22 protein-coding genes are annotated in these 24,947 nt (G+C 40.8%); 13 read left to right on the top strand and 9 right to left on the bottom strand.

The window, feature by feature from the left end; genetic code table 11:
• Positions 1 to 46: 46 nt before the first annotated feature.
• The gene (locus tag ACM0OY_RS30805) at positions 47 to 1,717 is read left to right on the top strand and encodes a phosphatidylglycerol lysyltransferase domain-containing protein (RefSeq protein ID WP_414572572.1); all 1,671 of its coding nucleotides are present in this window, start codon (positions 47 to 49) and stop codon (positions 1,715 to 1,717) included.
• A 121-nt stretch (positions 1,718 to 1,838) separates the two neighbouring features.
• On the opposite strand, the gene ACM0OY_RS30810 is transcribed toward ACM0OY_RS30805, so the two are convergent.
• A complete protein-coding gene (locus ACM0OY_RS30810) occupies positions 1,839 to 2,228 on the bottom strand; it encodes a Tudor-knot domain-containing protein (RefSeq protein WP_414572573.1) in 390 nt (129 codons plus the stop codon).
• 81 nt (positions 2,229 to 2,309) lie between these two features.
• Here ACM0OY_RS30810 and ACM0OY_RS30815 point away from each other — a divergent pair, with 81 nt between their 5' ends.
• Entirely contained in the window at positions 2,310 to 2,471 is a 162-nt protein-coding gene (locus ACM0OY_RS30815) for a hypothetical protein (protein ID WP_414572574.1), read from the top strand.
• 235 nt (positions 2,472 to 2,706) lie between these two features.
• Positions 2,707 to 4,098, top strand: a complete 1,392-nt coding sequence (locus ACM0OY_RS30820) for a hypothetical protein (RefSeq protein ID WP_414572575.1) — start codon at positions 2,707 to 2,709, stop codon at positions 4,096 to 4,098.
• Positions 4,099 to 4,156: 58 nt separating this feature from the next.
• Here ACM0OY_RS30820 and ACM0OY_RS30825 read toward each other — a convergent pair whose 3' ends face one another.
• On the bottom strand, positions 4,157 to 4,780 hold the full coding sequence (locus ACM0OY_RS30825) for a site-2 protease family protein (RefSeq protein WP_414572576.1): 624 nt from the start codon (positions 4,778 to 4,780) through the stop codon (positions 4,157 to 4,159).
• 668 nt (positions 4,781 to 5,448) lie between these two features.
• Here ACM0OY_RS30825 and ACM0OY_RS30830 point away from each other — a divergent pair.
• Entirely contained in the window at positions 5,449 to 5,730 is a 282-nt protein-coding gene (locus ACM0OY_RS30830) for a DUF4212 domain-containing protein (RefSeq protein ID WP_414572577.1), read from the top strand.
• 9 nt (positions 5,731 to 5,739) lie between these two features.
• Positions 5,740 to 7,395 (top strand): sodium:solute symporter family protein, encoded by a 1,656-nt coding sequence (locus tag ACM0OY_RS30835; RefSeq protein ID WP_414572578.1) that lies wholly within the window; start codon positions 5,740 to 5,742, stop codon positions 7,393 to 7,395.
• A 174-nt stretch (positions 7,396 to 7,569) separates the two neighbouring features.
• Here the strand turns inward: ACM0OY_RS30835 and ACM0OY_RS30840 are convergent, their stop codons facing one another.
• Positions 7,570 to 8,412 carry a tetratricopeptide repeat protein gene (locus ACM0OY_RS30840; protein WP_414572579.1) on the bottom strand — a complete coding sequence of 281 codons (843 nt, stop codon included), beginning with the start codon at positions 8,410 to 8,412 and terminating at the stop codon, positions 7,570 to 7,572.
• A gap of 527 nt (positions 8,413 to 8,939) precedes the next feature.
• Positions 8,940 to 9,860 carry a ribonuclease D gene (locus tag ACM0OY_RS30845; RefSeq protein WP_414572580.1) on the bottom strand — a complete coding sequence of 307 codons (921 nt, stop codon included), beginning with the start codon at positions 9,858 to 9,860 and terminating at the stop codon, positions 8,940 to 8,942.
• Between the two features lie 452 nt (positions 9,861 to 10,312).
• Here ACM0OY_RS30845 and ACM0OY_RS30850 point away from each other — a divergent pair, with 452 nt between their 5' ends.
• A complete protein-coding gene (locus tag ACM0OY_RS30850) occupies positions 10,313 to 10,780 on the top strand; it encodes a BON domain-containing protein (protein WP_414572581.1) in 468 nt (155 codons plus the stop codon).
• 183 nt (positions 10,781 to 10,963) lie between these two features.
• Here ACM0OY_RS30850 and cas2 read toward each other — a convergent pair whose 3' ends face one another.
• Complete coding sequence (gene cas2, locus ACM0OY_RS30855) at positions 10,964 to 11,263, bottom strand: CRISPR-associated endonuclease Cas2 (protein WP_414572582.1); 300 nt, start codon at positions 11,261 to 11,263, stop codon at positions 10,964 to 10,966.
• An 83-nt stretch (positions 11,264 to 11,346) separates the two neighbouring features.
• Here cas2 and smc point away from each other — a divergent pair, with 83 nt between their 5' ends.
• The 3 genes from smc to ACM0OY_RS30870 all read left to right on the top strand — a co-directional run bounded on the left by smc (position 11,347) and on the right by ACM0OY_RS30870 (position 16,712).
• Positions 11,347 to 15,003 carry a chromosome segregation protein SMC gene (gene smc / locus ACM0OY_RS30860; protein ID WP_414572599.1) on the top strand — a complete coding sequence of 1,219 codons (3,657 nt, stop codon included), beginning with the start codon at positions 11,347 to 11,349 and terminating at the stop codon, positions 15,001 to 15,003.
• A gap of 58 nt (positions 15,004 to 15,061) precedes the next feature.
• Entirely contained in the window at positions 15,062 to 16,051 is a 990-nt protein-coding gene (locus ACM0OY_RS30865) for a PRC-barrel domain-containing protein (protein ID WP_414572583.1), read from the top strand.
• Positions 16,052 to 16,310: 259 nt separating this feature from the next.
• On the top strand, positions 16,311 to 16,712 hold the full coding sequence (locus ACM0OY_RS30870) for a hypothetical protein (RefSeq protein ID WP_414572584.1): 402 nt from the start codon (positions 16,311 to 16,313) through the stop codon (positions 16,710 to 16,712).
• Positions 16,713 to 16,855: 143 nt separating this feature from the next.
• Here the strand turns inward: ACM0OY_RS30870 and ACM0OY_RS30875 are convergent, their stop codons facing one another.
• Positions 16,856 to 17,431 (bottom strand): pentapeptide repeat-containing protein, encoded by a 576-nt coding sequence (locus ACM0OY_RS30875; RefSeq protein ID WP_414572600.1) that lies wholly within the window; start codon positions 17,429 to 17,431, stop codon positions 16,856 to 16,858.
• 23 nt (positions 17,432 to 17,454) lie between these two features.
• Here ACM0OY_RS30875 and ACM0OY_RS30880 point away from each other — a divergent pair, with 23 nt between their 5' ends.
• Positions 17,455 to 17,976: a YraN family protein gene (locus ACM0OY_RS30880; protein WP_414572585.1), complete on the top strand. Its 522-nt coding sequence runs from the start codon at positions 17,455 to 17,457 to the stop codon at positions 17,974 to 17,976.
• 86 nt (positions 17,977 to 18,062) lie between these two features.
• Here ACM0OY_RS30880 and ACM0OY_RS30885 read toward each other — a convergent pair whose 3' ends face one another.
• Positions 18,063 to 18,452, bottom strand: coding sequence for a hypothetical protein (locus tag ACM0OY_RS30885; protein ID WP_414572586.1), 390 nt, complete (start codon positions 18,450 to 18,452; stop codon positions 18,063 to 18,065).
• A 246-nt stretch (positions 18,453 to 18,698) separates the two neighbouring features.
• Here ACM0OY_RS30885 and queA point away from each other — a divergent pair, with 246 nt between their 5' ends.
• The 3 genes from queA to ACM0OY_RS30900 all read left to right on the top strand — a co-directional run bounded on the left by queA (position 18,699) and on the right by ACM0OY_RS30900 (position 22,255).
• Positions 18,699 to 19,910, top strand: coding sequence for a tRNA preQ1(34) S-adenosylmethionine ribosyltransferase-isomerase QueA (gene queA / locus ACM0OY_RS30890; protein ID WP_414572587.1), 1,212 nt, complete (start codon positions 18,699 to 18,701; stop codon positions 19,908 to 19,910).
• 374 nt (positions 19,911 to 20,284) lie between these two features.
• Positions 20,285 to 20,905 carry a serine O-acetyltransferase gene (locus ACM0OY_RS30895; RefSeq protein ID WP_414572588.1) on the top strand — a complete coding sequence of 207 codons (621 nt, stop codon included), beginning with the start codon at positions 20,285 to 20,287 and terminating at the stop codon, positions 20,903 to 20,905.
• Between the two features lie 204 nt (positions 20,906 to 21,109).
• Complete coding sequence (locus ACM0OY_RS30900) at positions 21,110 to 22,255, top strand: tetratricopeptide repeat protein (RefSeq protein WP_414572589.1); 1,146 nt, start codon at positions 21,110 to 21,112, stop codon at positions 22,253 to 22,255.
• A 220-nt stretch (positions 22,256 to 22,475) separates the two neighbouring features.
• Here the strand turns inward: ACM0OY_RS30900 and ACM0OY_RS30905 are convergent, their stop codons facing one another.
• The gene (locus ACM0OY_RS30905; protein WP_096536031.1) at positions 22,476 to 23,171 is read right to left on the bottom strand and encodes a potassium channel family protein; all 696 of its coding nucleotides are present in this window, start codon (positions 23,169 to 23,171) and stop codon (positions 22,476 to 22,478) included.
• 288 nt (positions 23,172 to 23,459) lie between these two features.
• Positions 23,460 to 24,794: a TrkH family potassium uptake protein gene (locus ACM0OY_RS30910; protein ID WP_414572590.1), complete on the bottom strand. Its 1,335-nt coding sequence runs from the start codon at positions 24,792 to 24,794 to the stop codon at positions 23,460 to 23,462.
• Between the last annotated feature and the right edge of the window lie 153 nt (positions 24,795 to 24,947).

Raw genomic sequence — 24,947 nt, forward strand, 5'->3', positions numbered from 1 at the left:
ACTAATGACTAATGACTAATGACTAATGACTAATGACTAATGACTAATGACTAATAACTTAAAAACTCAGATTGCACTTTGGAGTGCAGCATTCCTTACAGGTTTAGTTGGAGTAGTAAATTTATTATCAGCAGTAACACCTAACCTGTACGGGCGAAATCACTGGTTAAAGGAATTTTTACCATTTGAAATTCGTGCAACTGGTCATATTTTTGCCGCACTAACTGGGTTTGTTTTACTGACACTTGCTACTAATTTATTACGTAGAAAAAAAATAGCCTGGTTACTGACTATTGGTCTGCTAGTAATTTCCATCTTCAGCCACTTGCTGAAAGGATTGGACTATGAAGAAAGTCTACTCTCTGGAGTTTTGCTAGTGCAATTAATTCTGATGCGCCATATTTTTACAGCGCAATCAGACCGTCCTTCCATTGCACAGGGAGTCCGAGTTTTGATTGGTGCTTTATTGTTTACCTTGGCATATGGAACTATTGGATTTTATGTACTAGACGGCAAGTTTTCGGAGAATTTTAATTGGCGTGAAGCTGTAGTTCAAACTTTGGCAATGTTCTTCACTGAGGATAATTGGGGACTGCAACCAAAGAGTCGATTTGGAGAATTTTTTGCGAATTCAATCTATATTATTGCAGCAGTTACTATTACATACGCGGTGGTCATGCTGTTACAACCGGTGTTTTGGCGTAACTTAGCAACTGCAAATGAAAGACAAAAAGCTAAAGAAATTGTCGAAGAATATGGATGTTCTTCTTTAGCAGCTTTGACATTATTAAATGATAAAAGTTATTATTTCAGTCCCTCTGGTAAAAGTTTAATCGCTTATGTTCCCAAAGGACGAGGTGCGATCGCCTTAGGAGATCCCATAGGGCCGATTGAAGACCGCAAAGAGACAATTATTGCTTTCCAACAGTTTTGTCAACGCAATGATTGGTATCCTGCTTTTTATCAAACTTTACCTGATGACATTGAAATTTACAAATCGTTAGGATTTCATGTACTCAAAATTGGAGAAGAAGCGATCGTTGACTTGAAAAGTTTTACATTACAAGGTAAAGCCGGTAAAAACTTTAGACCATCAATCAATCGTTTAACAAAACTAGGATACCGAATTAACTTTTACCAACCACCAATTGACAATGATTTATTGCACTTACTCAAACCTGTGAGTGATGAATGGCTAAGGATGGTGCAAGGTTCGGAAAAACACTTTTCTTTAGGTTGGTTTGACGAAGCATATCTGCGAGAGTGCGAGATTGCTGTGGTGCATAGTCCGGAAGGCCAGATTAGCGCCTTTGCGAATATTATCCCAGAGTATCAAGTTAATGAAGCAACTATCGATCTGATGCGGCATCGCCCGTCTATAGAACATGGCATAATGGACTTTTTGTTTATTTCCATGCTCCAGCATTTTAAAGAATATGGTTACGATAGCTTCAATTTTGGGCTTTCTGCTTTGGCTGGAGTTGGAGATAATCCAGAATCACGCCGTTTAGAGAAAGTATTGCATTATCTTTATGAACATTTAAATCACTTCTACAACTTTCAGGGATTACACAGCTACAAAGAGAAGTTCCGCCCTCGTTGGGAACCCCGTTATATAGTTTACCCTAGTTTAGCTGCCTTACCAGATGTAGTTGTAGCATTGATTCGTGCTGATTCAGGCGATCGCCTTTTTGATTATTTCAAACCCGGAGCCTAATCTACCTTTCATCCCATCCTTAAAAGCAATGGATTTTCCCGACGCCTTTTGATCAAAAAATTAAGAGACGATTTCACCTATGGAAATCGTCCCTCGCAACTTTATAAAAATCAAATATTAGTTATCTGCTGACTCGTGCAGGTTCAACCCACTCATCCCAAGAACTATCGTAGCCATCATAAGTAATTTTATAAAGATTATTGCTAACATCTAAAATTCGCCCTTGATACCATTCATTCTTCCATAGAATTCTCACAACATCACCAACTTCAAATGATGCCCGAAAACGTGAAGTTCCAACCCACTCATCCCAAGAGCTATCATAACCGTCGTAAGTAACATAACACTGATTATCATCAATATCTAATACTGTTACTGGATACCATGTCCCTTTCCAAAGAACCTCTGCTTTTTGTCCCACAGAACAAGGTGAAGCCGCAAAAGCACTGGGGATTAATGTTCCTATCCAAGTTGCCATGAAAATACCAGCAAACAATAGTTTATTTTTCATTATTTTGTCTCTACTCAATTAATAAAACCTAACTTTGATGATTTGTTTAAATCTCATCAAATTTGTAACTTACTATCACTATTGTTGTTGAATTCAATTGGCGATCGCCTCAGCAAAATTTATGAATTTATGCCGCAGTTTGTGAAGATATTGCTGAACGCTACCGTATTTCAAATTAACAGCAGTTGTCGGTTTTACTTAATTGATATGACTCATAGACATCACGACTTGACATTTTTATAGTACTTATGTACTATAAAGGTATGAATATCGGGTGGGTATGTAACCTGAAAATGCCCAAAGTTTGAACCGAACGTGTTTCGTGGCTAGTTCGTGAATGTAATTGCGATCGCACAATATTTGTACGTTATCTGCCAATTTTAATATATATTTGGCATCGATTTATTGTGTGCTTAAAGTTGAATTTTTTACAGCTTAAATAACATATTTCAGTGTAGCTTTCATGGAAGGTGGCAAAATGAAAAATAATCAATTTTCTCTAGTAGAACTAATTCAAATTTTTGCAGAATATCGCAACAATATTATTGTCAGCATCAAGCATCTGCAAGAAGATTATCAAAGAACAAGTGTCAAGCGTGTTAGAGGTGTGAGAGACGAAAAAGGAGAACTAATCCAACCTTGGTTGCGAACAGAAAATATAGATAATGCTGAGTATGTTGGTATGGGCGAATTTCACTTTAATCGCAATACCGCTACTATTAATATGCTAATCAAACGTAAAGTCAAACTTGCCAAATTAGCAGACCAAACTCCCACTTTTGAGGTAGCAGGTTTGCTAGTCAATGACCTCAATAGTTTTAACAACTATACTATTGTTAGTGACGGCAAAATCAACGTCAAATCCTTGCAAGTCAAAATTAGTAGCAAAAAAGCTTTTGAGTTGCTTAAAGGAAAAGGCGTGTTGGATGCCAAATATTTTGACTTTCGTACTGAATATACCATCCAGCTAGATAGCTTGCCGCTTGTAACTGCTGATAGCCATTACAGCAGTATTGATGGACTATTCAATCAAATTGCAGAAATTAAAGTACTTACTAGTATTATTTCTGCTCACTTGAAAAAGGAGTCAGATATATTTGTAGCAGAACAGTTAGATGAGTTTAAAAAACACTATCTATCTAAGAATATTTACATCAATTTTCCGACAACTAATGAATATACAGACATTCATCAAGCTTTAGCTAATGGGACTTTGGAATCAAGATTGAGTTATAAAATTGATATCGGTAGCCAAGATATTCTTAACTTGAGCAAGTTGCATTCGGCTAACAAATTTCTGAATAGAATGTATCGTCTTTATGATAAAGATACTGGAGAAATTATCACCAAGGCGAGTTTTGAGATGGCATTTAATCAGAATCTCGCTGTTAGACATCGGCTATTGTCGTCACGCACTAAGATTACAAAAGTTGACGAATTGATGAAACCGATTTTTGATGATTTTCTTGGTCTTGAGCAAAATGGCTTAGTTGCAGGTATTCTCAGAAAAGTTGGTGCTGAGAGTTTGGCACAGTTGTTGCAAGATAAACAAGCTGGCAAGCAAATCAATAAAGAAGAAATGGTTGCAGCATTAACAGCGGCAAATAGCAAGCTAGAGCAATATATAGAAAAAATCTACCAAGACAAGATTTCTCCTTTGGTATTTTACATCGGGTCTACTGGAGTATTGCCAGAACAAATGTCGGCAAAAGCTATGACTGCTCAAGAAGCTGCTGCCAAATATCCAAATTTGCAATTTTCTAAAAACGAGCAACAAGGTACTTTTTTTGCAGTTGGTGATAGTATGATCGGCATCTATACAAAAACTGAATATTACAGTAAAAACGTAGCAATTCTAAATCATTTGTAAACAACAAAATCCCCGACTTATCAAAAAAGTCGGGGTTCTCTGGCTTTCAACTATTGGGCTAAAAACTTAATGACTCTACCCCAATTGCTGAGCGGATAACTAAATCAGCAATGCTACTAAGCCCTATCCCAAATTCCGGAATTATAAATAGAAGCATCATTGCAAATAGCCCGAATTGGGTATTTTCTAATGGCTTTAACTTAGGGAAAATTTCACTGAAGACATGAAAGCCATCAAGTGGTGGAATTGGCAAGAGATTAAACAGAAATAAAATCAAATTGATTCGAGCTGCTAGGTAAATAAATTCCACACTGAATAGTCCTGAAAGACTTAAGTTCCCGAGAAGTTTAAGCACTACGATAAATAGAATGCCTAAAGCCAGATTTGATAATGGCCCAGCTGCCGATACCAAAATATTGCCCAGCTTGGGAGAGCGAAATTTAGAGGGGTTGACAGGCATTTGTCCCCAAGCTATACCCATGAGACAGAGAAAGATAATCGATTCCTTGCCCATGTGAACTACAGGATTGAGGGTGAGATGACCGGTTTTTTGGGGAGTGTTATCTCCCTGACTCATTGCAGCCCAGCCGTGAGCAAGTTCGTGCAAAGTGATGGAAAATATAACAATTATAATGATTCTGAAAAAATAAATCGGCTCTGTAAACAGCGTTTCAATAAACATATATTCCGGCTCGTGGTATGGTAGAAGCTGAAATTTGGGCTTTTTCTGGGCTAAATTAAAGGGCGTATCTCATTTTTGTAGATCAATCTATATCTACAAACGCAAATTGGTGCTTTTCGCATTCTTGAAGAGATATTTTTACCAAGGCTATGTTCAAGTAAGCTTTCTCGCACTAATGATGAAAATTTTCGTCACTCTTCAATGCGTAATTTTTGTATCATATTTACTATTTTTTAGTAGTATTTACTTGGACAATAATCCGGTTTCAATAATCTATGTTATTAAAATAACTAAGTGTAAGCTCCAGTAAGTTTTGGTATATTTTTAAATTAAAAATAACTTCTTGTATGACGAATAATAGCTGGCATAATCTACAAAAAAGCATTTACTAGCATCTGTTGGTATTTGTATCCTGGTAATTACTACGTAAAAAACTTTAAATGTTTTGTATAGAATTTATAATTTAGACTCCTGGCTTGTGACTATGAATTGTTTGATTGATAAAATTTCACAGGGGATAGAAGATTTTATTGGAGCGATTTGCTGATTTTTTTATACTTAAAATTAAATCTTATTGACTAAATATAAAAATTAATACATTACCATACAGCATAATAACGGCTTCTTGGTATTATTTTGATGCACTAACGCAGTGACGATAAACAACAATGGATGAAGATCAGCGCCGTTCTTATTGGCGTGCTAATACTGCTTTAATTCGTAATCTTTTAATTGTCTGGGCATTGGTCTCGCTCGTTTTCAGTATTTTGTTGGTTCAACCTTTGAATACAATACGGTTTTTTGGCGTACCCTTTGGGTTTTGGATGGCGCAGCAAGGATCAATCTTGACATTTGTGGCATTGATTTTCATTTATGCGTTCCAAATGGACAAGCTAGACCGCAAATACAATCCCAGCAAGCAAAACGACGAATACAATCTCAGGAAGTGAGGAAAAACTGTGTCAGTTGAACTTTGGACTATTGTAATAGTTGGACTTTCCTTCGTCGCCTACATTTATATTGGTTGGCAATCACGAGTCGAAAATACTAAAGATTTCTTCATAGCAGGTCAGGGGATACCCTCAATTGCTAATGGTGCAGCTACGGCTGCTGACTGGATGTCCGCAGCTTCGTTTATTTCTATGGCGGGGCTGATTTCTTTTTTGGGCTACGACGGTTCTATTTTTTTAATGGGGTGGACTGGTGGCTATGTACTACTGGCATTATTGCTAGCTCCCTACTTGCGGAAATTTGGTAAGTATACAGTGCCAGATTTTGTAGGCGATCGCTACTACTCTAATATCGCTCGTTTGGTAGCTGTAGTTGCAGCTATTTTCGTTTCCCTCACCTACGTTGCTGGACAAATGCGGGGTGTGGGCATTGTTTTTAGCCGCTTCCTACAAGTAGATATTAATACAGGCGTGATTATCGGTATGATAATCGTCGGCTTTTTCTCAGTGTTGGGCGGCATGAAAGGCATCACCTGGACACAAGTAGCGCAGTACGGGGTATTGATTGTTGCTTACCTGATTCCAGCGATCGCCATTGCTTGGTTTCTCACTGGTAATCCTATTCCCCAACTAGCATTTACTTTCAGTAACGTTGCTGACAAACTCAATCAAATCCAGCTTGACCTGGGGTTTAAGCAGTATACTGAGCCATTTGTTAATAAGTCTATGGTGGATGTGCTGTTTACCACTATTGCCTTGATGGTAGGTACAGCTGGTTTGCCCCATATTATAGTGCGGTTCTATACAGTACCGAGTGTGCGTGCAGCCCGGTTTTCCGCTGGTTGGGCACTGTTATTTATTGCCATTCTTTATACAACTGCTCCCGCCCTCTCGATGTTTGCCCGCTATAACCTGATTGATTCCCTGCATAATCACACAGTTGCAGAAGTGCAGCAGCTAGACTGGGCGACCAAATGGGAAAAAACGAAACTGCTAAGCTTTGAAGACAAAAATAAAGATGGGCGTTTGCAGTTGACCCCCAAGAAAGACACCAATGAAATTAACATTGACCGAGACATCATTGTGCTTTCCACCCCAGAAGTAGCTAACCTTCCTCCTTGGGTAATTGGTTTAGTCGCGGCTGGCGGCTTGGCTGCTGCATTGTCTACAGCATCCGGTTTATTGCTGGTAATTTCCAGTTCCATCGCCCACGATATCTACTACCGCATAGTAGATTCAAGCGCCTCAGAACAAAAACGGGTGTTTGTCGGACGCATCATGGTAGGTTTTTCCCTCGTCCTTGCCGGATATTTTGGGGTGAATCCGCCAGGATTTGTCAGTGAGGTAGTGGCTTTTGCCTTTGGTTTAGCCGCAGCTAGCTTCTTTCCAGTGATTTTCCTGGGAATTTTCGACAAACGCACCAATTCTGAAGGTGCGATCGCTGGTATGTTGACGGGTTTAATTTTTACCATCATCTACATTGTCAGCGTCAAATTTGGCGGCGTGCAACCCTGGTTTTTTGGTGTTTCTCCCGAAGGAATTGGTACTTTGGGCATGATTCTCAACTTCATAGTTACCCTAGTAGTTTCTCGTCTAACACCACCCCCGCCAGCAGAAATCCAAGCCTTGGTAGAAGACCTGCGTACGCCAATTATTGAAGAATAGGGCATGGGGCATTGGGCATTGGGCATTAGTTATTCCCCCTATCTCCTCATCTACCCAGTCCCCAATCCCCAATCCCCAGTCCCCAGCAATGCACTGAGCTTGTCGTACCCCTACGGGGAAGCAAGCTACGCGGAGCGTCTCGTAGAGAAGAGAAGTGTCCCCAATCCCCAGTCCCTACTGCCCAAGTTCTTTGATATTTTTCGTCACTTGTTGGTATAAATCATTGTTACCTTGAGTTTGAAAGATATTTGCTGCTTGTTCCAAATCCTTTAGTGCCCCCTCCTTGTCTCCATTTTTGGCGCGGGCATTTCCTCGGTTATTGTAGGCAGGGGCAAAGTTAGAATTGAGGCGAATCGCTTCATTGTAATCTGCGATCGCTCCTTGTGGATCTCCATTGGCAGCACGGGCATTTCCCCGATTATTGTAGGCAATAACATATCTGGGATTGAGGGCGATGGCTTGGTCAAAGTCATCTATTCCCCTGTTTTGTTCACCTAATGAGGCGCGGGCATTTCCTCGGTTGTTGTAAGCTTCGGCGTAGTTGGGATTTAGGCGAATCGCTTCACTGTAATCTTTAACTGCTTCTCGGTTATTTCCGAGTGAGGCGCGGGCATTTCCTCGGTTATTGTAGGCTTCGGCGTTGTTGGGATTGATACGTAGCGCTTGATTGTAATCTGCGATCGCTTTTTCTTTATCTCCCAAATCAAAATAGGCTAATCCCCTGCCGTTGTAAGCAGCGACATATTCAGAATTTTCATTAATCGCATTGCCATAGGAAGCGATCGCTGCTTGCAAATCGCCGTTAACATGCTGATTTTTTCCCTGAACATAGAATGCCTCAGCTTTGTTTCTGATAGCTGAACGACGGGTAGGTGGATTAACTCCGATTTCTGTAATCAATACATTGTCATTTTTACTGCAAGAAACGCTACTAATTGCCGTCAATGTAGTAAAAATAGCTATGGTAAATACTTTATTTACCCTTGTTCGCTTTTGCCTAAATAAACGCCGTATCATAAGTTAAGATAAACTAACTTGAAGAAGAATTCACCAATTCACCAATTCAGAAGTCAGAACAAGAAAATCTGGTGATTGACCCGTTGATTATTTTTTGAGAACACCTGAAATAAACTAATCCCAAAATCTAGATTTTAATTCTTTAGCAAAATAATTATTCTAACTTTTGATACAGCTTTCAATAAATTTTATAAATTTTAAGGCTAGCCCTTTCAACGTGGATAAAAATTCTTGAAAATAAGTTTCTCTCTAACCTCTTATCTCTGTGCCCTCTGCGCCTCTGCGGTTAAATAAATAACTTATAAAGCACAGAGGCACAGAGAGCGCAGAGAGAAATAAAGAGATTTGGCGTTCCTGAATTTAAATATGAAATTAAAAAATCAACTCTTCTCAACTCCTACTCTCTGCGACTCTGCGCCTCTGCGTGATACAAATTCATATTTCTACTCAGCAACGCCAGAAATTTTATAGTCTTTTGTAGAGACGGCGATTCATTGCGTCTGTTACTCATTAATTTATCGCATCTGTTACTCATTCTCCGTTTCAGTATCTTGAGTTTTGGGACTTAGCCGCCAAGCGGTAGTTTTGTCAATATCCACAGACAATTGTTCTAGATTTTGCCCCAAATCTTTTTGCAGTTTCTGAGTTAGTGTAATGGGAAAATCTAAATCAATACCTTGAGTTTGTGCTAGATTTGCTAATTCTGTAAACGTAGTTTTGATTGTGGTACGCTCATAACTACTGAGCTTGTAATCAGCAGTTTCAGATATATTCTGGGCTTGCATAGCTTTTTTGATACGTTCTTGCAAATGCTCAAATTCTGAATTCAAGAACTTGTATTGCTGCTCAATTTGCGAGTATCTAGCACTGAGTATTCTTAAATCTTCTGTTGCAGGATCGGGGTTAGCTTGGGCTTGTAATTCTAACAAATTTGAGTGAATTTGAGCTAAATAAATACAATCTAGGTAAGCATACTCTATTTGTTCTTCAGTGAGGGGACGTTTTCCCCAATCGCTTTGTTGTTGTTGTTTGTCGATATTGTTAAAACTACAAAGTGCAGTCGCTAAAGTTTGCAGTTGGTAATTTGGTAATGGCAAGAGATAATAGGGAATTTTCTTAGCAATTTCTAAAGTACAAGTAATATTTTTTGCTTTCTTATTACCGAGGAATTTTAGATCGTAACTGGCATTATGAAAAACTTTTTCAATAGTAGAATTTAACATGATTTCTTCAATAAATTCAGCTATAATATCAGGCTGATCTAGGACATCTAAAAGATAAACGCGATCGCCACTCATATCATGAGGATTATCCAACACCTGAATCAGCGACAACTTGGGATTACGGCTTTTATAGTCAGCCACTTCTGTATCCATCCACAGCGTTTTAGCATGAGTATATTCAGCGACAATAGCGCGAATTTCGCGGGTAGAAGTAAGGTAAGGCATTGGCTAATATTTCCTGGTATTTTGGGCATTGTCAGCAAGCCATAGTTTTTTAAAGTAGCATTTTGTTGGTAATTTTGCTGGCAGAGAATTGCAAAAACGCTGAAATTTTGAGTTGCATACACGAGGTTGTTGTAAACATCGCCAAATTTGATCAAATCTGATAACATCGAATCACCACTGTGGGGTGGCATAGTCTACCATTGAAAGAGCTAATCAGCATCTACGTTTAATTGACACAGAGCTACAGGCTATATGCAAAGCTATCCTGGTTAGCAGCGCCGGAAAATTGAATTAGTTTTTGTCAAAACTGGCTGCAAAATATTAATTTATTAGCCATTAGTCATTTGCAAAGGACAAATAACTAAGAGCTAATGACAAATTTTTAACATTTGCTCCTCATCACAACACACAGCTTAATTAATCGCTTCAAGTACTGAATTCGGAGACAAATAATGAAAAAACTAATTCTATTTCTAGTTAGTGGCATTCTGGTAATTGGTGCTGTTGGTTGTCAAGAAGCTACTAAAACTGGTTCCGAAACTCCTAACACTACCAATGAAGCGTCCCAAGCACCAGCAACACCAGCTTCCCAAACAAATCCAACTATCGATAAAACTGTTAATGTTCCAGCACAACCAACCATTGTTACGTCACCTACTACACAGGGTAAAGTTAAAACCGATTCTCTAAAAACCGCAGCAACAAAAAATAAGAGTGATTTAAAAACTGAAGTCAGTAAAAAGTTGAATCAAAGCTTACCAGGGAATAAGTTACAAGTGGAAAGCAAAGAGACTGAAATTATCCTCAAAGGTACAGCGACTTCTGTTGAAGAACTCACAAAAGCTGAAACCTTGGCTAAGGAAGTTCAAGGTGTGAAAACGGTGAAGGTAGAAGCAAAAGTTGAAGGTGTGAAAAAATAAGTTACGCAAAATTATTTATGTCATTGCGAGCGAAATGAAATGTAGTGTAGTGTAGCAATCCCAAACGTTTGCGATTGCTTCTCTACGAGACGCTGCGCTTAGCTTGCTTCCCCGGAGGGGTACGCAATGACTGTAAATATTTTTGTGCATCTACTTAGCCTTCTTGATTCCAAATCACAATTGTTACAAAATTAAATAATCTGGCACTTCATAAGGTGTGGTACTGCCATATACTCGCACTTGCGGTTTTTCTGTTGCATCAATAGAATAGACGCGCAGATTATCTTCGCTGACTTTCAGTAAAGGTAGCCAGCGCGTCACTAAAAGATGACTCAATATATTTGTTGATAAAGGACATTCAAAAACGGAATATTGAACGCGCTGGCAATTTTGGACTTCGGCTTCACTCAGTCGAACGATTTTGGATTTTAGATTTTCTTCCTCTGCGTTCTTTCTTGCTTGGTGTGGTTTAATAATCCTCAATTATTCTCTTACCCTCTTGCGGATCTTGAATTAGTTGATACACTTGTTCTTCAATAGCCATTAGCCCAGTGAACCAGCGCCCTATGGTGCATATCAAGCGCGTGGAACTTACCAACTTCAAATCCTTCGGCGGTACTACCTCAGTCCCTCTGCTGCCGGGGTTTACTGTCATATCTGGGCCAAATGGTTCGGGTAAATCAAATATTCTCGATGCGCTGCTGTTTTGTTTGGGACTCTCTAGTTCTAAAGGAATGCGAGCCGATCGCTTGCCGGATTTGGTGAATAATACTCAAACGGCAAAGGCGCGGGCTGCCATTGAGGCTAGTGTGACGGTGACGTTTGATTTGTCGGATGAAGTCTCACGCAAAGACGCAAAGGCACAAAGTGAGGAAGTAGAAGAAGCAGGGGAAGCAGGGGAAGAAAATCCAAAATCTAAAGTCGCTCGATTGAGCGTAGCTGAAGTCCAAAATCCAAAATTGTCGGAGTGGAGTGTCACTAGAAAGTTGCGAGTCACTCACCAGGGGAGTTATACGTCGAATTACTATATCAATGGTGTAAGTTGTACGCTAACGGAGTTGCATGACGAATTAAGTAATCTCCGGGTTTATCCTGAAGGCTACAACGTGGTGTTACAGGGGGATGTCACCAGTATTATTTCGATGAATGCACGGGAGAGGCGGGAAATTATTGATGAGTTGGCGGGGGTGGCGGCGTTCGATCGCAAGATTAATCAAGCGAAGTCTACTTTGGATGAGGTGAAGGAGAAGGAAGATAGCTGTCGGATTATTGAGACGGAATTAACTGCACAACGCGATCGCCTTTCTCAAGATCGTGCTAAAGCTGAGAAGTATCAAAAACTCCGGGCGGAATTTCTCGCCAAGCAATCTTGGGAAGCTGTTTTATCATGGCGTTCGCTGCAAGCACACCAAGAAAAGTTGGTTGGTGAAATTCAAACTGGCGATCGTAATTCTGGCGAACTCAATACGCAACTCACAACTTTAAGTTCGGAGATTGTCCAAAAAACTGCGGAACTTGAAGAACTCAATGCCCATGTGAAAGCATTGGGAGAAGACGAACTTCTGGCGGTACAATCTACCCTCGCTACCCAAGAGGCGGAACGCAAACAATTGTTGCGTCAGCAAACGGAATTACAAACAACTTACCAAGAAACTGCCAAGCGTCTAACTCAAACTCAGCAAGAGATTCAACAACACCACCATACCCTACAACAAATTTCCGAAACCCAACTTGTAGAGACGCGATTCATCGCCTCTTCACAACAGCAAAGGAATGAAGCACAACAAGCTTTAGAAACCTCCCGCGAAGCAGCCGCAGAAATCGCCTCGGCTTCGGAGGCGTGGGTGCAGCAACAAACGGCGTATAACCGTCAAATTGAAACTTTGCTGCAAACTCTGGAACCGCAACGCACAGAACAAGCACAACTCAGGGAACGCAATAACCAGTTACAGCAACTTATCCAAGAGCAAACTCAGCTAATTGCACGCGATGAACCGGAATTAGCCGCAAAACAAGTTGAATGTAGTCGAATTGAAACGGAATTTAATGCTTCTAGCGAACCAATTCAAAATTTAGCCCAAAACCTTTCAGCTACGGAACAAGAATTGCAAATTCAGCAAGAAACCCAAAAGCGGTTACTTGCCGAACAACGGGAAAAACAACGTCAGTTAGATAAATTAGAAGCCCAGGCGCAAGCACAGCAAGAAGTCCAGGGCACTCAAGCGAGTAAAGTAATTTTACAATCAGGAATGCCTGGTGTTTGCGGCTTGGTTGTCCAGTTAGGACGAGTAGAACCCCGCTATCAGCTAGCTTTGGAAATCTCCGCTGGTGGACGTTTGGGACATATTGTGGTGGAAGATGACAGTATTGCCGCAGCGGGTATTGAATTGCTCAAACAAAAACGTGCTGGGAGGGCGACTTTTTTACCGCTAAATAAAATTTCTGCTGCGAAATTTACTCAAGATGCAACGTTGCGTTTTGCTAGCGGCTTCGTTAACTATGCTGTGAACTTAGTTGATTGCGATCGCCGTTACAAAGATGTATTTAGCTATGTTTTCGGTAACACCGTCGTGTTTGCGACTCTCGAACAAGCCCGGAAAAATTTAGGACTCTACCGCATTGTCACCTTAGATGGGGAATTGTTAGAAACCAGCGGTGCAATGACTGGTGGAAGCAACACTCAACGTTCGGCGTTGCGGTTTGGTACCGGTGAAGCGGCGGAATCTGATGAAGTTATTGGTTTAAAAAATCGTTTGGTGGACATTGAGCGAATTTTAGAGCGTTGCACTGAAGCGATCGCCACTTTGTCAAGCAGAACCAAACAATTGACGCAAGAACTCACAGAAACCCGACAGGCGCGGCGCGAACAACAGTTGCAATTGGAACAGTTGCACAAAGATATTAAAAATTTAACAACACAATTAGAAGGAACGCGATCGCAATTAGTCCAAAACAGCGAGAAATTAGCGGTCGCTCAATCTCGCCTGGAAGTTTTGCAGCGCGAATTACCAGGACAAGAAACTCAACTGCAACAATTACGACATGCGTTAGCAGAGTTGGAAGCCTCTCAAACTCCTAGTGAATGGCAACAAATCCAAGCAACCATTAAAATTCAAGAGCAACAATTACAACAACGCGAAGCAGCATTCAGGGAAGCCGAACAAAAATTAAAAAATTTAGAAAACCAACAACAGCGCCTCCAAGAAAAAACCCAAGAAGCAGAAACCCGAATCACTGAATACGAAACCCAACAAACCTCTTGTAGAGACGCGATTCATCACGTCTCCACCCAAATCACAACGATAAACGACCAAATCACCCAAACCCGTTTATCCTTGACCCAAATGGAGCAAAAACTGGGCGAACAAAAACAAAAACGCGACACTACAGAACAGGAAGTGCGATCACAACTTTTGCGCCAACAACAATTAGAATGGGAAATCCAAAAGCTCCAAGAAACCCAAGAAAAGCGGCGGGAAGAACTACTTGCACTGCAAAGTCAGTTGCGTGATGTGGGAGCAGAATTACCCGATCCGTTGCCGGAAGTTCCAGATAAGGTAGACTTGGAAGAATTGCAGAAAGAATTGCGATCGCTCGCCAAACGCTTGCAGGCAATGGAACCTGTGAATATGCTGGCTTTGGAAGAATACGAACGCACCCAAAACCGCCTCCAAGAACTAACGCAAAAATTAGAGACACTAGAAGGGGAACGCACGGAATTACTTTTGCGGATTGAAAACTTTACCACATTGCGGCAACTCGCCTTTAAAGAAGCTTTTGATGCCGTCAATGAAAACTTCCAATCAATTTTTGCAGTCCTTTCCGATGGTGACGGTTACCTACAACTAGAAAATCCCGAAGATCCATTTAGCAGCGGACTGAATTTAGTTGCCCATCCCAAAGGTAAACCAGTACAGCGCCTAGCTTCCATGTCTGGGGGAGAAAAATCACTCACAGCCTTGAGCTTTATCTTTGCCCTACAACGCTACCGCCCATCGCCATTTTACGCCTTTGACGAAGTGGATATGTTCTTGGATGGAGCAAACGTAGAGCGATTAGCTAGAATGATTAAACAACAGTCACAACAAGCGCAATTTATAGTTGTTAGTTTGCGTCGTCCGATGATAGAATCAGCCGAACGCACAATTGGCGTTACTCAAGCACGAGGAGCTTACACTCAAGTTTTGGGGATTAAATTACAATCATCCAATACATCTGCTTGAGTTTTTGTTAATAATAGTGTATATACAAACCGGATTCGAGATCAGGACTCGGTATAGAATGACCTCTGAACAAATAATTAGGCGTTCCGACATATTAAATACCCAGGTAATTACCCGCGACAACGGCAAGCGGCTAGGAATCGTCAGTCAAGTCTGGGTAGATATCGATCAGCGAGAGGTTGTGGCTCTTGGTTTGCGAGACAGCCTGATCTCTATTTCGGGCATACCGCGCTATATGTACCTCAACACCATCAACCAAATTGGTGATGTCATCCTAGTTGATAACGAAGATGTAATTGAAGATATTGAAGTTGAATCTCTCAGCAACCTCATCAACTGGGAAGTCATCACAGAAACAGGTGAAGTATTAGGCAAAGTTCGGGGCTTCAAATTCAACGGCGAAACAGGTAAACTTGAATCTATAGTTATTGCCTCATTAGGATTGCCCCAAATCCCTGACCAATTCGTGAGTACTTACGAGTTCTCGGTGGATGAAATCGTCAGCACAGGCCCCAATCGCTTGATTGTGTTTGAGGGAGCCGAAGAACGGGTGAACCAGTTGACAGTCGGTTTCCTAGAGCGTTTGGGTATCGGCAAAGCACCGTGGGAGCGAGACGCAGAAGAAGAATACGGCTACACTCCACCACGCCAAGTTGCACCAAGCAATCAGCTGCCAAGTGGAGTGCCATTGCAGCCACCCAAGGCGAGAGTCCGCGCTCCTGAACCTGTAGCCAGGGAAGAAGAATGGACAGAAGACTATGTGGAAGAAGTCAGGCCACAACGTCAAGTTATGAAGGCGCGGCAGTATGAGTCTATTCAATACGAAGAAGACGATGAAGAAGATAACTGGAGTGAAGCAAGCGGTAGCGACAGATATAAACAACCGCTAAAGCCTGAACCCCAGCCTTATACCAAGCCATACGCTGAAGATTACGATGATTATGACGACGTAGAAGGTGATGCTTGGGAAGATGCGCCAAAACCAGTGAATATTCCCAAGAAAGTCAAAGAAAGACAGCCAGAATACGAAGAAGAAGGCGGATATTAATTCGTAATTCAATCTGAAAGTGAGTTTAGCCCTTTCCTTACAATAAGTAGGGAAGGGGCTAATTTTCATGACGAACAAGTTAGCCAGCCTGCGACTGCCATAATTTTGCTCTCCCTAAAGTAACAAAAGAAAGATAAGTTAAAACATTAAGGCGAACAACTTATAACACCTTGCTATGTCTTGATTTCAGTGCTTGTACAGTGTCAAAATCCCTTGGATTGCGAGTAGAAATAGATGAAATCTTATATTTTTAAATTGTATGTCTTTTAAGATAGGCGGCATTATGGGAGCGATCGCTATTTTCTTAAGCAGTGGTGTAGCGGTTGCCGAAGGTGTTGACATAGCGATCGCCCAAGATACACAAAGGTATGTTACTGTAGGTCACGATAAGTTAGGAAACAGCATAGCTCTGGACACAAAAACCATTAAGGGCACAACATACAAACTTTATGGCATCTATGGAGATGGCGTCTTCGAGACTACATTCGATGCATCGTGTACAGAATCGCGGCTTTTTCTCAATCGCATAGCGATTTACGGTTCAGAGGGAGAGCTACTTCAAGAGGATAAAGAAACAGGAGAAATACCTTTTGTCGCAGATTCTTCACCAGGCAAAGGAATGCAATTTGTCTGTGAAAAGATTGGCGCTCGTGGTTGGTAGGAGAATGGGGAGTGGGGAGTGCCGAGTGAGGAATTAGGAGTTATTATTATCTCCCTCATCTGGCGGCCGGTGAGCGGAGCCGAACCGCATCTCCCCCCACTCCCTATTCCCTATTTTCTATCCCCTACTCCCTTCCCCATTCCCTATGGACAAAACAACGTGTCACGCGTATCTCGTCCTGTAGTTGGATTAGTGCCTTTGGCGACTTTGCACAATTTTTTTTGTTCGTCTGGACGCAGCAGGACATCCGTAAAATCTGCTCCGTCAATGATTGCACCATCAAACTTGGTGTTAGCAGCAAACGCCCCCTCCAATATTGCATTTGTCAAATTTGCTTTGATGAAGCGAGCTGAGTCTAGAGTTGCATTTCTCAAGTCAGAGCCTTCTAAATTCGCAGACTCCAAATTTGCTGCAAAGAAACTGACACCGCTTAAATTAGCATGGCTGAAGTTACTCTGGCGAAGATTAGCTTTGGTAAAGCTGGAGTCTGTTAAATCACGCCCTGAAAAATCAGCTTCGACCAAAATTTCTTTGTTATATTCGAGTGCTAAAGCGGTGGGAGCCAAACCCACGGTTACTGTGACGCCAACTATTCCCCAAAAAAATAAGCTGAGTATGCTTGCCCAAATCCAATAATATCTTTTACGCTCCAACCGCAACTCATTATGGGATGAGTTGAGCTTAGAAACTGTTATGCGATCGCTTAACCTAGAATTCATGGAATTCATGATGTTTTTAGTCAATGACTAACCTTCCTCCATCTCATTATCTAAAATCTGGTCATTTTGGAGAAGACTTAGTAGCCCAATGGTTGCAATCTACAGGTTGGGTAATTCTGCATCGTCGCTTTTCTTGCCCCTGGGGAGAAATTGATATTATCGCCGAACATTCTGGAGGAGGTGGAGAGCAAAAAAGACAAGGGGACAAGGAGAATAACTCCTTACTCCTGACTCTCCAGCCAATACTGGCATTTGTTGAAGTGAAAACGCGCAGTTCGGGCAATTGGGATGCAGGGGGCAGAAGTGCAATTACCCCACAAAAGCAAGCCAAAATTTCGCGTACAGCTGGAATATTTTTAGCCCAGTACCCTGAAAAAGCAGATTACCCCTGCCGATTTGATGTTGCCATTGTCTACTCTCAGGAAATATCAAAAAAGATCGCTGGGGTTACAGCTACTCAAAAAGCTCTCGCTACTTCATTAGCAGCTGGATATGAGTATAAGCTGCAAGAATATATTCCCGCAGCTTTCGACTGTTTATATTGATAATGACAATGGTTAATCGGTAACGGATAAAATATTTTGATTACCAATGACCAATAATTTTGTACTAGTGTGATAACCAAATCGGATCACGCCAAAGTTTCTGGACAGTAGCCTAAGCCCCGGACAAATTGTTGCCGGAAAGCCTCGATTTCATCTCTCTCTGGGCTACCATGAGAGACTATCGCTACCTGATAACGACGCATCACATCCACAGGGCACTGTCCCGCTTCCAAACTCCAAAGTGCCATTTGCACCCTCATTGGTGGCTCGTAGCTAATTCCTAATTCATTTAGAAAAGCCCGAAAGTCACCATCTTCTTGAGGCGAGATTTGACCTCTGAGTTTGATCCTAACGACCCAGCCATCAATTTGATGAATTACGGTGACGAACGAAACAGGTGTCTGGGGCCTGGCGTGCAGGTATTGAACGACCCTCAGAGTTAGACTGGCATTAGCCAAATAATACAAGTATTCCATGTTTGTTGGTGCTTGGGATCAAAGCCAATCCTACATATCTATATTCGTAAATCTATGCTTGTTCCCGGTAGGGTAAAAGCCCCCGTTTTTAGATGGGGAGGTTTACCCAATTTTATTTTGATTTTTGCGTGTTACCGAATAAGATCTATCTTCTGGTATAGAAATAAAATTGAGCAATGATGTCATGGAGTTGTTTATAAGCGTAAGCTCAAACCAACTTTTTTAAAGCAGTATAAATACTAATAAATGAAGAAAAACATATCACAATTTAATTTGAACAACACCTTGAGTTCACAAATAACAGATTTGGAATTAGATTGCTCGGTAGCTGGGTATGACTATGAATTACCTCCAGAACTAATTGCCCAAAACCCAGCATTTCCTAGAGATAGCTCGCAGTTATTGGTGGTTAATTCTCCCATTACAGGCATCGAAACACCACCCCTAAACCACATTTTCCGTGATTTACCTGCACTGTTGCGGTCTGGTGATTTATTAGTAATGAATAATACAAAAGTTATTCCGGCGCGGCTTTATGGTTATAAATCCACTGGTGCCCAAATCGAGGTGTTGCTGTTGGAAGAGAGGCAACATAACTGTTGGTTAGCTTTAGTCAAGCCAGGAAAACGCTTTAAACGCGGAGCGAAGATTTTTTTTGAAGTCAGACAATTGGGGATTAGGGATTGGGAAGAATCTTCCCTAGCCCCTAATTCCCAGTCCCCACTGCCTAGTCCCCAACTTACGGCTACGGTTTTAGAAACAGACGCGGCGACTGGGGGGCGTTTGTTGCAATTTGATGTGCCAGAGGGAAAATCTTTGGTACAACTGTTAGAGGTTTTTGGTGAAGTACCATTACCGCCTTACATTACTGCCTCTGAAGCTGCTGATGAGCAGTATCAAACAGTTTATGCCCAACAACCGGGAGCGATCGCAGCTCCTACGGCAGGATTACACTTTACACCAGAATTATTACAAAAGTTGCGCGATCGCCAAATTAATCAAGCTTTTGTGACGCTACATGTTGGTGTGGGCACATTTCGCCCTGTAGAAGTGGAAGACGTAACTACCCATCAAATGCATGAAGAATGGATTGAAGTTCCTGCAACCACAGTAGAGCAAATCCTCGCCACTAAAGCAGCTGGCGGTAGAATTATTGCTGTCGGGACAACAGTAGTACGGGCTTTAGAAGGGGCGGCTCAATCTGGGCATTTAGAACCATTTTGTGGTAAGACAAACTTGTTTATTTATCCAGGTTACCAATGGCGCGTAGTTGATGGTTTAATTACGAATTTTCATCTGCCACGTTCCAGTTTGTTGATGTTGGTGAGCGCCCTGATTGGTAGACAAAGGTTGTTGAATATATATAATGAGGCCATCGCCTCACGGTATCGTTTCTATTCCTTTGGTGATGCAATGCTAATTTTACCAGAAGCCGCAACAGCGCTCAGTCAAAGGTAAGAGTAATAGCGTTAGCTTCAATTCTCATGTGCACGCTGCGATTATTTCCCATTTTTCTAGAAATATTCCTGGAGTTTTAATTGTTATGAAAAGCTATAAATTTTCGTAAACAACAAAATTAAATTTCCAGTTTCAGTATATTCTGCTGGATGTTATAGGACTCATATTTTATTTTTGAAAAAAACTAGGTACACTTAATCTTTTAGAATCCTGTTGCCTTTTGCCTCCGGACGGTGAGCAAAGCTAAACCGTTGCCTCTTGCCTATCTACGCAAATAATTTCAGGAATCAAACCGGATTCCTATAGCTTGAGAGTTTTGTCAATAAAATGTCATTATTTATGACGAAATTGTAATTTTGAATGCGAGTAAACTTATGCGTGAATTTATAATTCAAATAGCAAAAACTATTGGAAAAATATTAATTTCTCCAATGCTTATATTGTTTCTAGTAACTAAAAATAAAGAAACGATCCTTATAGATATAAGGCGATGGGCAAAAATAGTTGATTTAACTAATAATTCTGATTTAGCAAATTTGTTATACTTACTTTACAAATATCCAGAGTTTAGAAATCTTTATTATTACAGAATTAAAAAAGGAGGTTTCATTGGATTCGCTCTCATGCAACCTTTAAAAATCTTTTATAAAGAGTGCCCAAGCCTGTTTTTGTACTGTGATAATATTGGTGCTGGCCTATTTATTCAACATGGATTCAGTACTATAGTTTCAGCAGAAAGTATTGGTGAAAATTGCTGGATTAATCAGCAGGTAACCATAGGCTATACCAATAAAACTGATTGCCCAAAAATTGGTAACAATGTAACGATAAGTTCTGGAGCAAAAGTGATTGGTAAAGTAACTATCAATGATTGTGTAAAAGTAGGGGCAAATGCAGTTGTAGTCAAAGATGTTCCTCCAAACTGTGTTGTTGTTGGAGTTCCGGCCTATATAATCAAAAGAGATGGGGTGAAAGTAAAAGAGCAGTTAGTTTAAATTCGTTGGTTACTGGATTGTAAAGGGTAAAGGGAAAAATTTTTTCTTAACCGTTTTCCCCAATAAAAGTAAGAAGTGTAATGACAAAAGCATTTTTATAAAAGTGCAATACTTTGGGAGTAAAAAATTCTTAATTTTTAATTTGTAATTTTTGATGCTTTGGTGGGTACTCTGACTTATAAATATACAAGCATAAGTACAAGTATGCCACTAGTATCTAAAAAATCTCAATCTTATCAGTGGTTACGTTGGTTTTTAAAGGTGGCATTTTACAGAAGTTCTGGTCAGCAGCAACCCCTGTTCAGACTTCTGTTTGCTTCCTCTGTATTTTTGGTCTTAGCTGCACCGACAATTATTAATCACCCAGAAAGCAAGCTGCTAGCAGAAAACGCGATTTCTCAAGACTTAGAAGCAGCAAGTTTCTTCCAACAGGGAGTTATACGCTATAACCGCAACGATTTACAGGGTGCAGAATACGCCTTTCGCCAAGCATTGCAGAAAGATTCTAACCTGAGTGCAGCACGTAACTATCTGGGTAATATCTTTTTGCAGCAAAACCGGTTGGATGAGGCTGTGCAAGAATATGCAGAGGCAATTAAAATCCATCCCAATTTTGGTGAAGCTTATTACAACTTAGGATTGGTGTTGCATCGACAAGGAGAAAAACAAGCAGCGATTACTGCTTATCGCCAAAGCTTGGTAATTAATCCGGCAAACGCTACAACCTTATATAACTTGGGTTTGGTATTGTATGAACAAGGACAATTACAGGAAGCGATCGCCGCATATCAGCAAGCAATTAATCTTGATAACACCAACCCCAACGCTTATTTTAACTTAGCGATCGCCTTGCAACAACAAGGAAATATAGAGATGGCGATCGCTACTTATCGCCAAGCCTTACAACTAGATCCGAAAAATGCCACAGCCTACAACAATATGGCAAGTTTGCTGGCAATTCAAGGTCAAGCTGCTGAAGCCATTTCTGTTTATCGCCAAGCTATTCGCCAAAATCCTAAAAATGCCTCAGTTTACTATAACTTAGGAGTAACTTTATATAATCAGGGCGACATCAAAAAAGCCAATGGAGCATTTAAACGTGCTCATAACGAATATCGTCAGCAAGGCAATATTGAACAAGCTGAAAAAATTGAACAGCTAATGCAGCAAATTGCCCAGAAAAAAGACCAACAGCAACCTCAAGCTAATCAAACTGGTACTCCTTCTCAGACTCCAGATACTACAAATAATCTAGAACAAACAGCTGCGCCACAGACGCAAAACCAACCAGAAACTCCTAATGAAACACCCGCTAGCGCCAGTGATGTACCTGTTTCGGTTGAACCATAGTTCACCCAGTTACGGGCTATGAGGAAGTCAGGTGGGGGACGTGGGGAGATAATGGACGAAGAGGGGCAAAGGGGAAAGAGCTATCCTTACCCTCTGCTCCCCATCCTCTTCCCCATGCCCCATGCCCCAATACAGTTCAGATGAGACTTTTTTTCTCCTCCTGCCTGCCTCAACAGATAAATGTCCTTAACCCAAGAGTATTGCCCCATGCCCAACTTCTTTAAATCGGCAAACGATTGATATCTTTGTTACAGCCAATAACTACCATTGCTGAACCACGTTCTAAACGCTTGGTGGGGTCAGGATTAATTTGAAATTTACCATCCTGACTCACCGCTAGCAAATTTAAGCCGTAGCGGTTGCGAAGTTGAAGTTCGGTGATGGTTCTGCCGTGAAATTCATCAGGGACAATTAACTCTACAATACTGTTATCTGGGTCGAGGTCAAACCTATCTAAGATTGATGGTTTAGTAAGTGTACGGGCTAGGGCACAACCCGCTTCGTATTCAGGAAAAACAACATGATCTGCTCCCACTCGCCGTAACAGTTTACAGTGGACTTCACTAGAAGCTTTGGCAACTACATGGGGTACACCAGCCTCTTTCACATTTAGAGTGGTTATGATGCTTTCTTGAACGTAGTTACCAATCGCTACAATTACGGTATCAAATTCAAAAATTCCAGCTTCTTTAAGTGCAGCCGGTTCGGTAGAGTCTAGTTGCAAAGCATGACCAACTATTTCCTCAGTCAATGCTTGGGAAACTCGTTTTTCATCAATATCTGTTGCCAAGACTTGATAACCAAAATTGTGCAATGTCGAACAAACAGATCTACCAAAACGACCTAACCCAATTACGGCAAATTGGTGGTTATCTTTACGTAAACTGCGAAAAAAACCTAACGATGACAGATTCACAGTTGTTATCCTTATTATCGCTCCCTGTATTTAGGGCAAAAAACGGTTATACCGCTTGAATTAAAAATTTTATTTTTGCCTTAGATTGTATATTTTATCAGTTTGGTCAGTAGTTATAAGTTAGGAGTTAGGAGTTAGAAATTATTATTCTCACTCATCTTCCGGTCGGTGAGCGGCTTGCCCTGACTTGTGCTCAGCGTAGCCGAAGTAGCGCAGTCGTACCCCTACGGGGAAGCAAGCTACGCGTAGCGTCTCGCAGAGAAGGGAGCCGAACCGCATCTCGCCTACCTATCCCACGAGTAAGTTTTCTTCAGGATAATGAATTCTAGTAGGTCGTGGGTCTCCTAGTACAGCGGACATCAGCAGTAAAACACCTACTCGTCCAACATACATAGTGAGAATTAAGACAAGCTTTGCTGCTGTGGAGATAGTTGCTGTAATGCCTGTGGAAAGCCCCACAGTGGCGAAGGCTGATACTACTTCAAACAAAATCTGAATAAAATCCAATGTCGGATCTGTGAGGCTAATTAAAATAGTTGCTAAAATTACAGTCGCTACTGAACCTACCAATACACCGACAGCTTTCAAAATTAAAGATATTGCTATCTTGCGTTCATATAATAAAACTTCTTCTTTACCCTGAAGAATAGTTTTGGTGCAACTTGTCAAGACTCTCAGGGTTGTTGTTTTCATGCCTCCTCCCGTACCACCTGGACTGGCACCAATAAACATCAAGGCAATCGTAATAAATAAACCAGCAGTGGTCATTTTACTAATATCAATGGTATTAAAGCCAGCAGTTCTAGGTGTGACAGATTGAAACCAAGCTACTAATATCTGGTCATAAAAATTTAGCGAACCAAATGTTTCAGGATTTCTAATTTCTATACAAAAAAAGGCAATTGTTCCCAGAATTAACAATATAATTGTTGTGCTGGTGGCAACTTTAAAATCAAGAGAAAATAATTGGCAAATAGTTTTTTTAAGAAGGCGATCGCGCAACCAAATATACATCTCTAAAATTACCTGATAGCCGATTCCCCCAAAAATAATCAACATTGTGACGGTGAAAACTACTAAAAAAGATGACTGATAGCCAATCAAGTTATCTTTAAATAAACTAAATCCGGCATTATTCCAAGCATTGATACTATGAAAAATTGCTAACCACAGTCCATTTCGCCAACCATATTCAGGAACAAAAGCTGGTAAAAGTAAAAATACACCAGTAATTTCAAAAATCAATGTTGTGGCAATAATTGAGCGGATAACTTGGCTGCTACCACTCATTCCTGGTCGGTCTAAAGCTTGTTGAATTGCGATTTTTTGCCGCATATCAAACTTACGTCCTATTAGCAAAATCAGAAATGTGGTGGTTGTCATGTAACCCAATCCGCCAATCTGAGCTAATAGGGCAATAAAAAACTGACCCCAAAAGGAAAAATAAGTACCAGGGTCAACTACTGATAAACCTGTAACGCAAACTGCGGATGTAGAAGTGAATAGTGCCACAATCAGGTTATTCCACGTACCATCGCTAGTTGAAAAAGGCATCATCAACAAGATAGTTCCTATAGCGATGACAGCCAGAAATCCCAAGCAAATTGTCCGAGCAACAGTCATAATTAATTCAAAATTCAAAATTCAAAATCAAGAAAATCAGATTTAATATGGGTTGGCACATGCTTGAATCTGTAGCCTTATATTGAATAATTGGTATAAATTCGAGCAAGAACAGTTTTTTGAGGTAAAACTGCTGCAATATTTCTCCCAGGA

Source organism: Nostoc sp. CCY 9925 (genome assembly GCF_963920935.1).
In the GTDB taxonomy this organism is placed as follows: domain Bacteria; phylum Cyanobacteriota; class Cyanobacteriia; order Cyanobacteriales; family Nostocaceae; genus Nostoc.

Coding starts and splice junctions, on each gene's coding strand:
- ACM0OY_RS30805 (WP_414572572.1), top strand. CDS start 47: ATGACTAATAACTTAAAAACTCAGATTGCACTTTGGAGTGCAGCATTC.
- ACM0OY_RS30810 (WP_414572573.1), bottom strand. CDS start 2,228: ATGAAAAATAAACTATTGTTTGCTGGTATTTTCATGGCAACTTGGATA.
- ACM0OY_RS30820 (WP_414572575.1), top strand. CDS start 2,707: ATGAAAAATAATCAATTTTCTCTAGTAGAACTAATTCAAATTTTTGCA.
- ACM0OY_RS30825 (WP_414572576.1), bottom strand. CDS start 4,780: ATGTTTATTGAAACGCTGTTTACAGAGCCGATTTATTTTTTCAGAATC.
- ACM0OY_RS30830 (WP_414572577.1), top strand. CDS start 5,449: ATGGATGAAGATCAGCGCCGTTCTTATTGGCGTGCTAATACTGCTTTA.
- ACM0OY_RS30840 (WP_414572579.1), bottom strand. CDS start 8,412: ATGATACGGCGTTTATTTAGGCAAAAGCGAACAAGGGTAAATAAAGTA.
- ACM0OY_RS30845 (WP_414572580.1), bottom strand. CDS start 9,860: ATGCCTTACCTTACTTCTACCCGCGAAATTCGCGCTATTGTCGCTGAA.
- ACM0OY_RS30850 (WP_414572581.1), top strand. CDS start 10,313: ATGAAAAAACTAATTCTATTTCTAGTTAGTGGCATTCTGGTAATTGGT.
- smc (WP_414572599.1), top strand. CDS start 11,347: ATGGTGCATATCAAGCGCGTGGAACTTACCAACTTCAAATCCTTCGGC.
- ACM0OY_RS30865 (WP_414572583.1), top strand. CDS start 15,062: ATGACCTCTGAACAAATAATTAGGCGTTCCGACATATTAAATACCCAG.
- ACM0OY_RS30870 (WP_414572584.1), top strand. CDS start 16,311: ATGTCTTTTAAGATAGGCGGCATTATGGGAGCGATCGCTATTTTCTTA.
- ACM0OY_RS30875 (WP_414572600.1), bottom strand. CDS start 17,431: ATGAATTCTAGGTTAAGCGATCGCATAACAGTTTCTAAGCTCAACTCA.
- ACM0OY_RS30880 (WP_414572585.1), top strand. CDS start 17,455: ATGACTAACCTTCCTCCATCTCATTATCTAAAATCTGGTCATTTTGGA.
- ACM0OY_RS30885 (WP_414572586.1), bottom strand. CDS start 18,452: ATGGAATACTTGTATTATTTGGCTAATGCCAGTCTAACTCTGAGGGTC.
- queA (WP_414572587.1), top strand. CDS start 18,699: ATGAAGAAAAACATATCACAATTTAATTTGAACAACACCTTGAGTTCA.
- ACM0OY_RS30895 (WP_414572588.1), top strand. CDS start 20,285: ATGCGTGAATTTATAATTCAAATAGCAAAAACTATTGGAAAAATATTA.
- ACM0OY_RS30900 (WP_414572589.1), top strand. CDS start 21,110: ATGCCACTAGTATCTAAAAAATCTCAATCTTATCAGTGGTTACGTTGG.
- ACM0OY_RS30910 (WP_414572590.1), bottom strand. CDS start 24,794: ATGACTGTTGCTCGGACAATTTGCTTGGGATTTCTGGCTGTCATCGCT.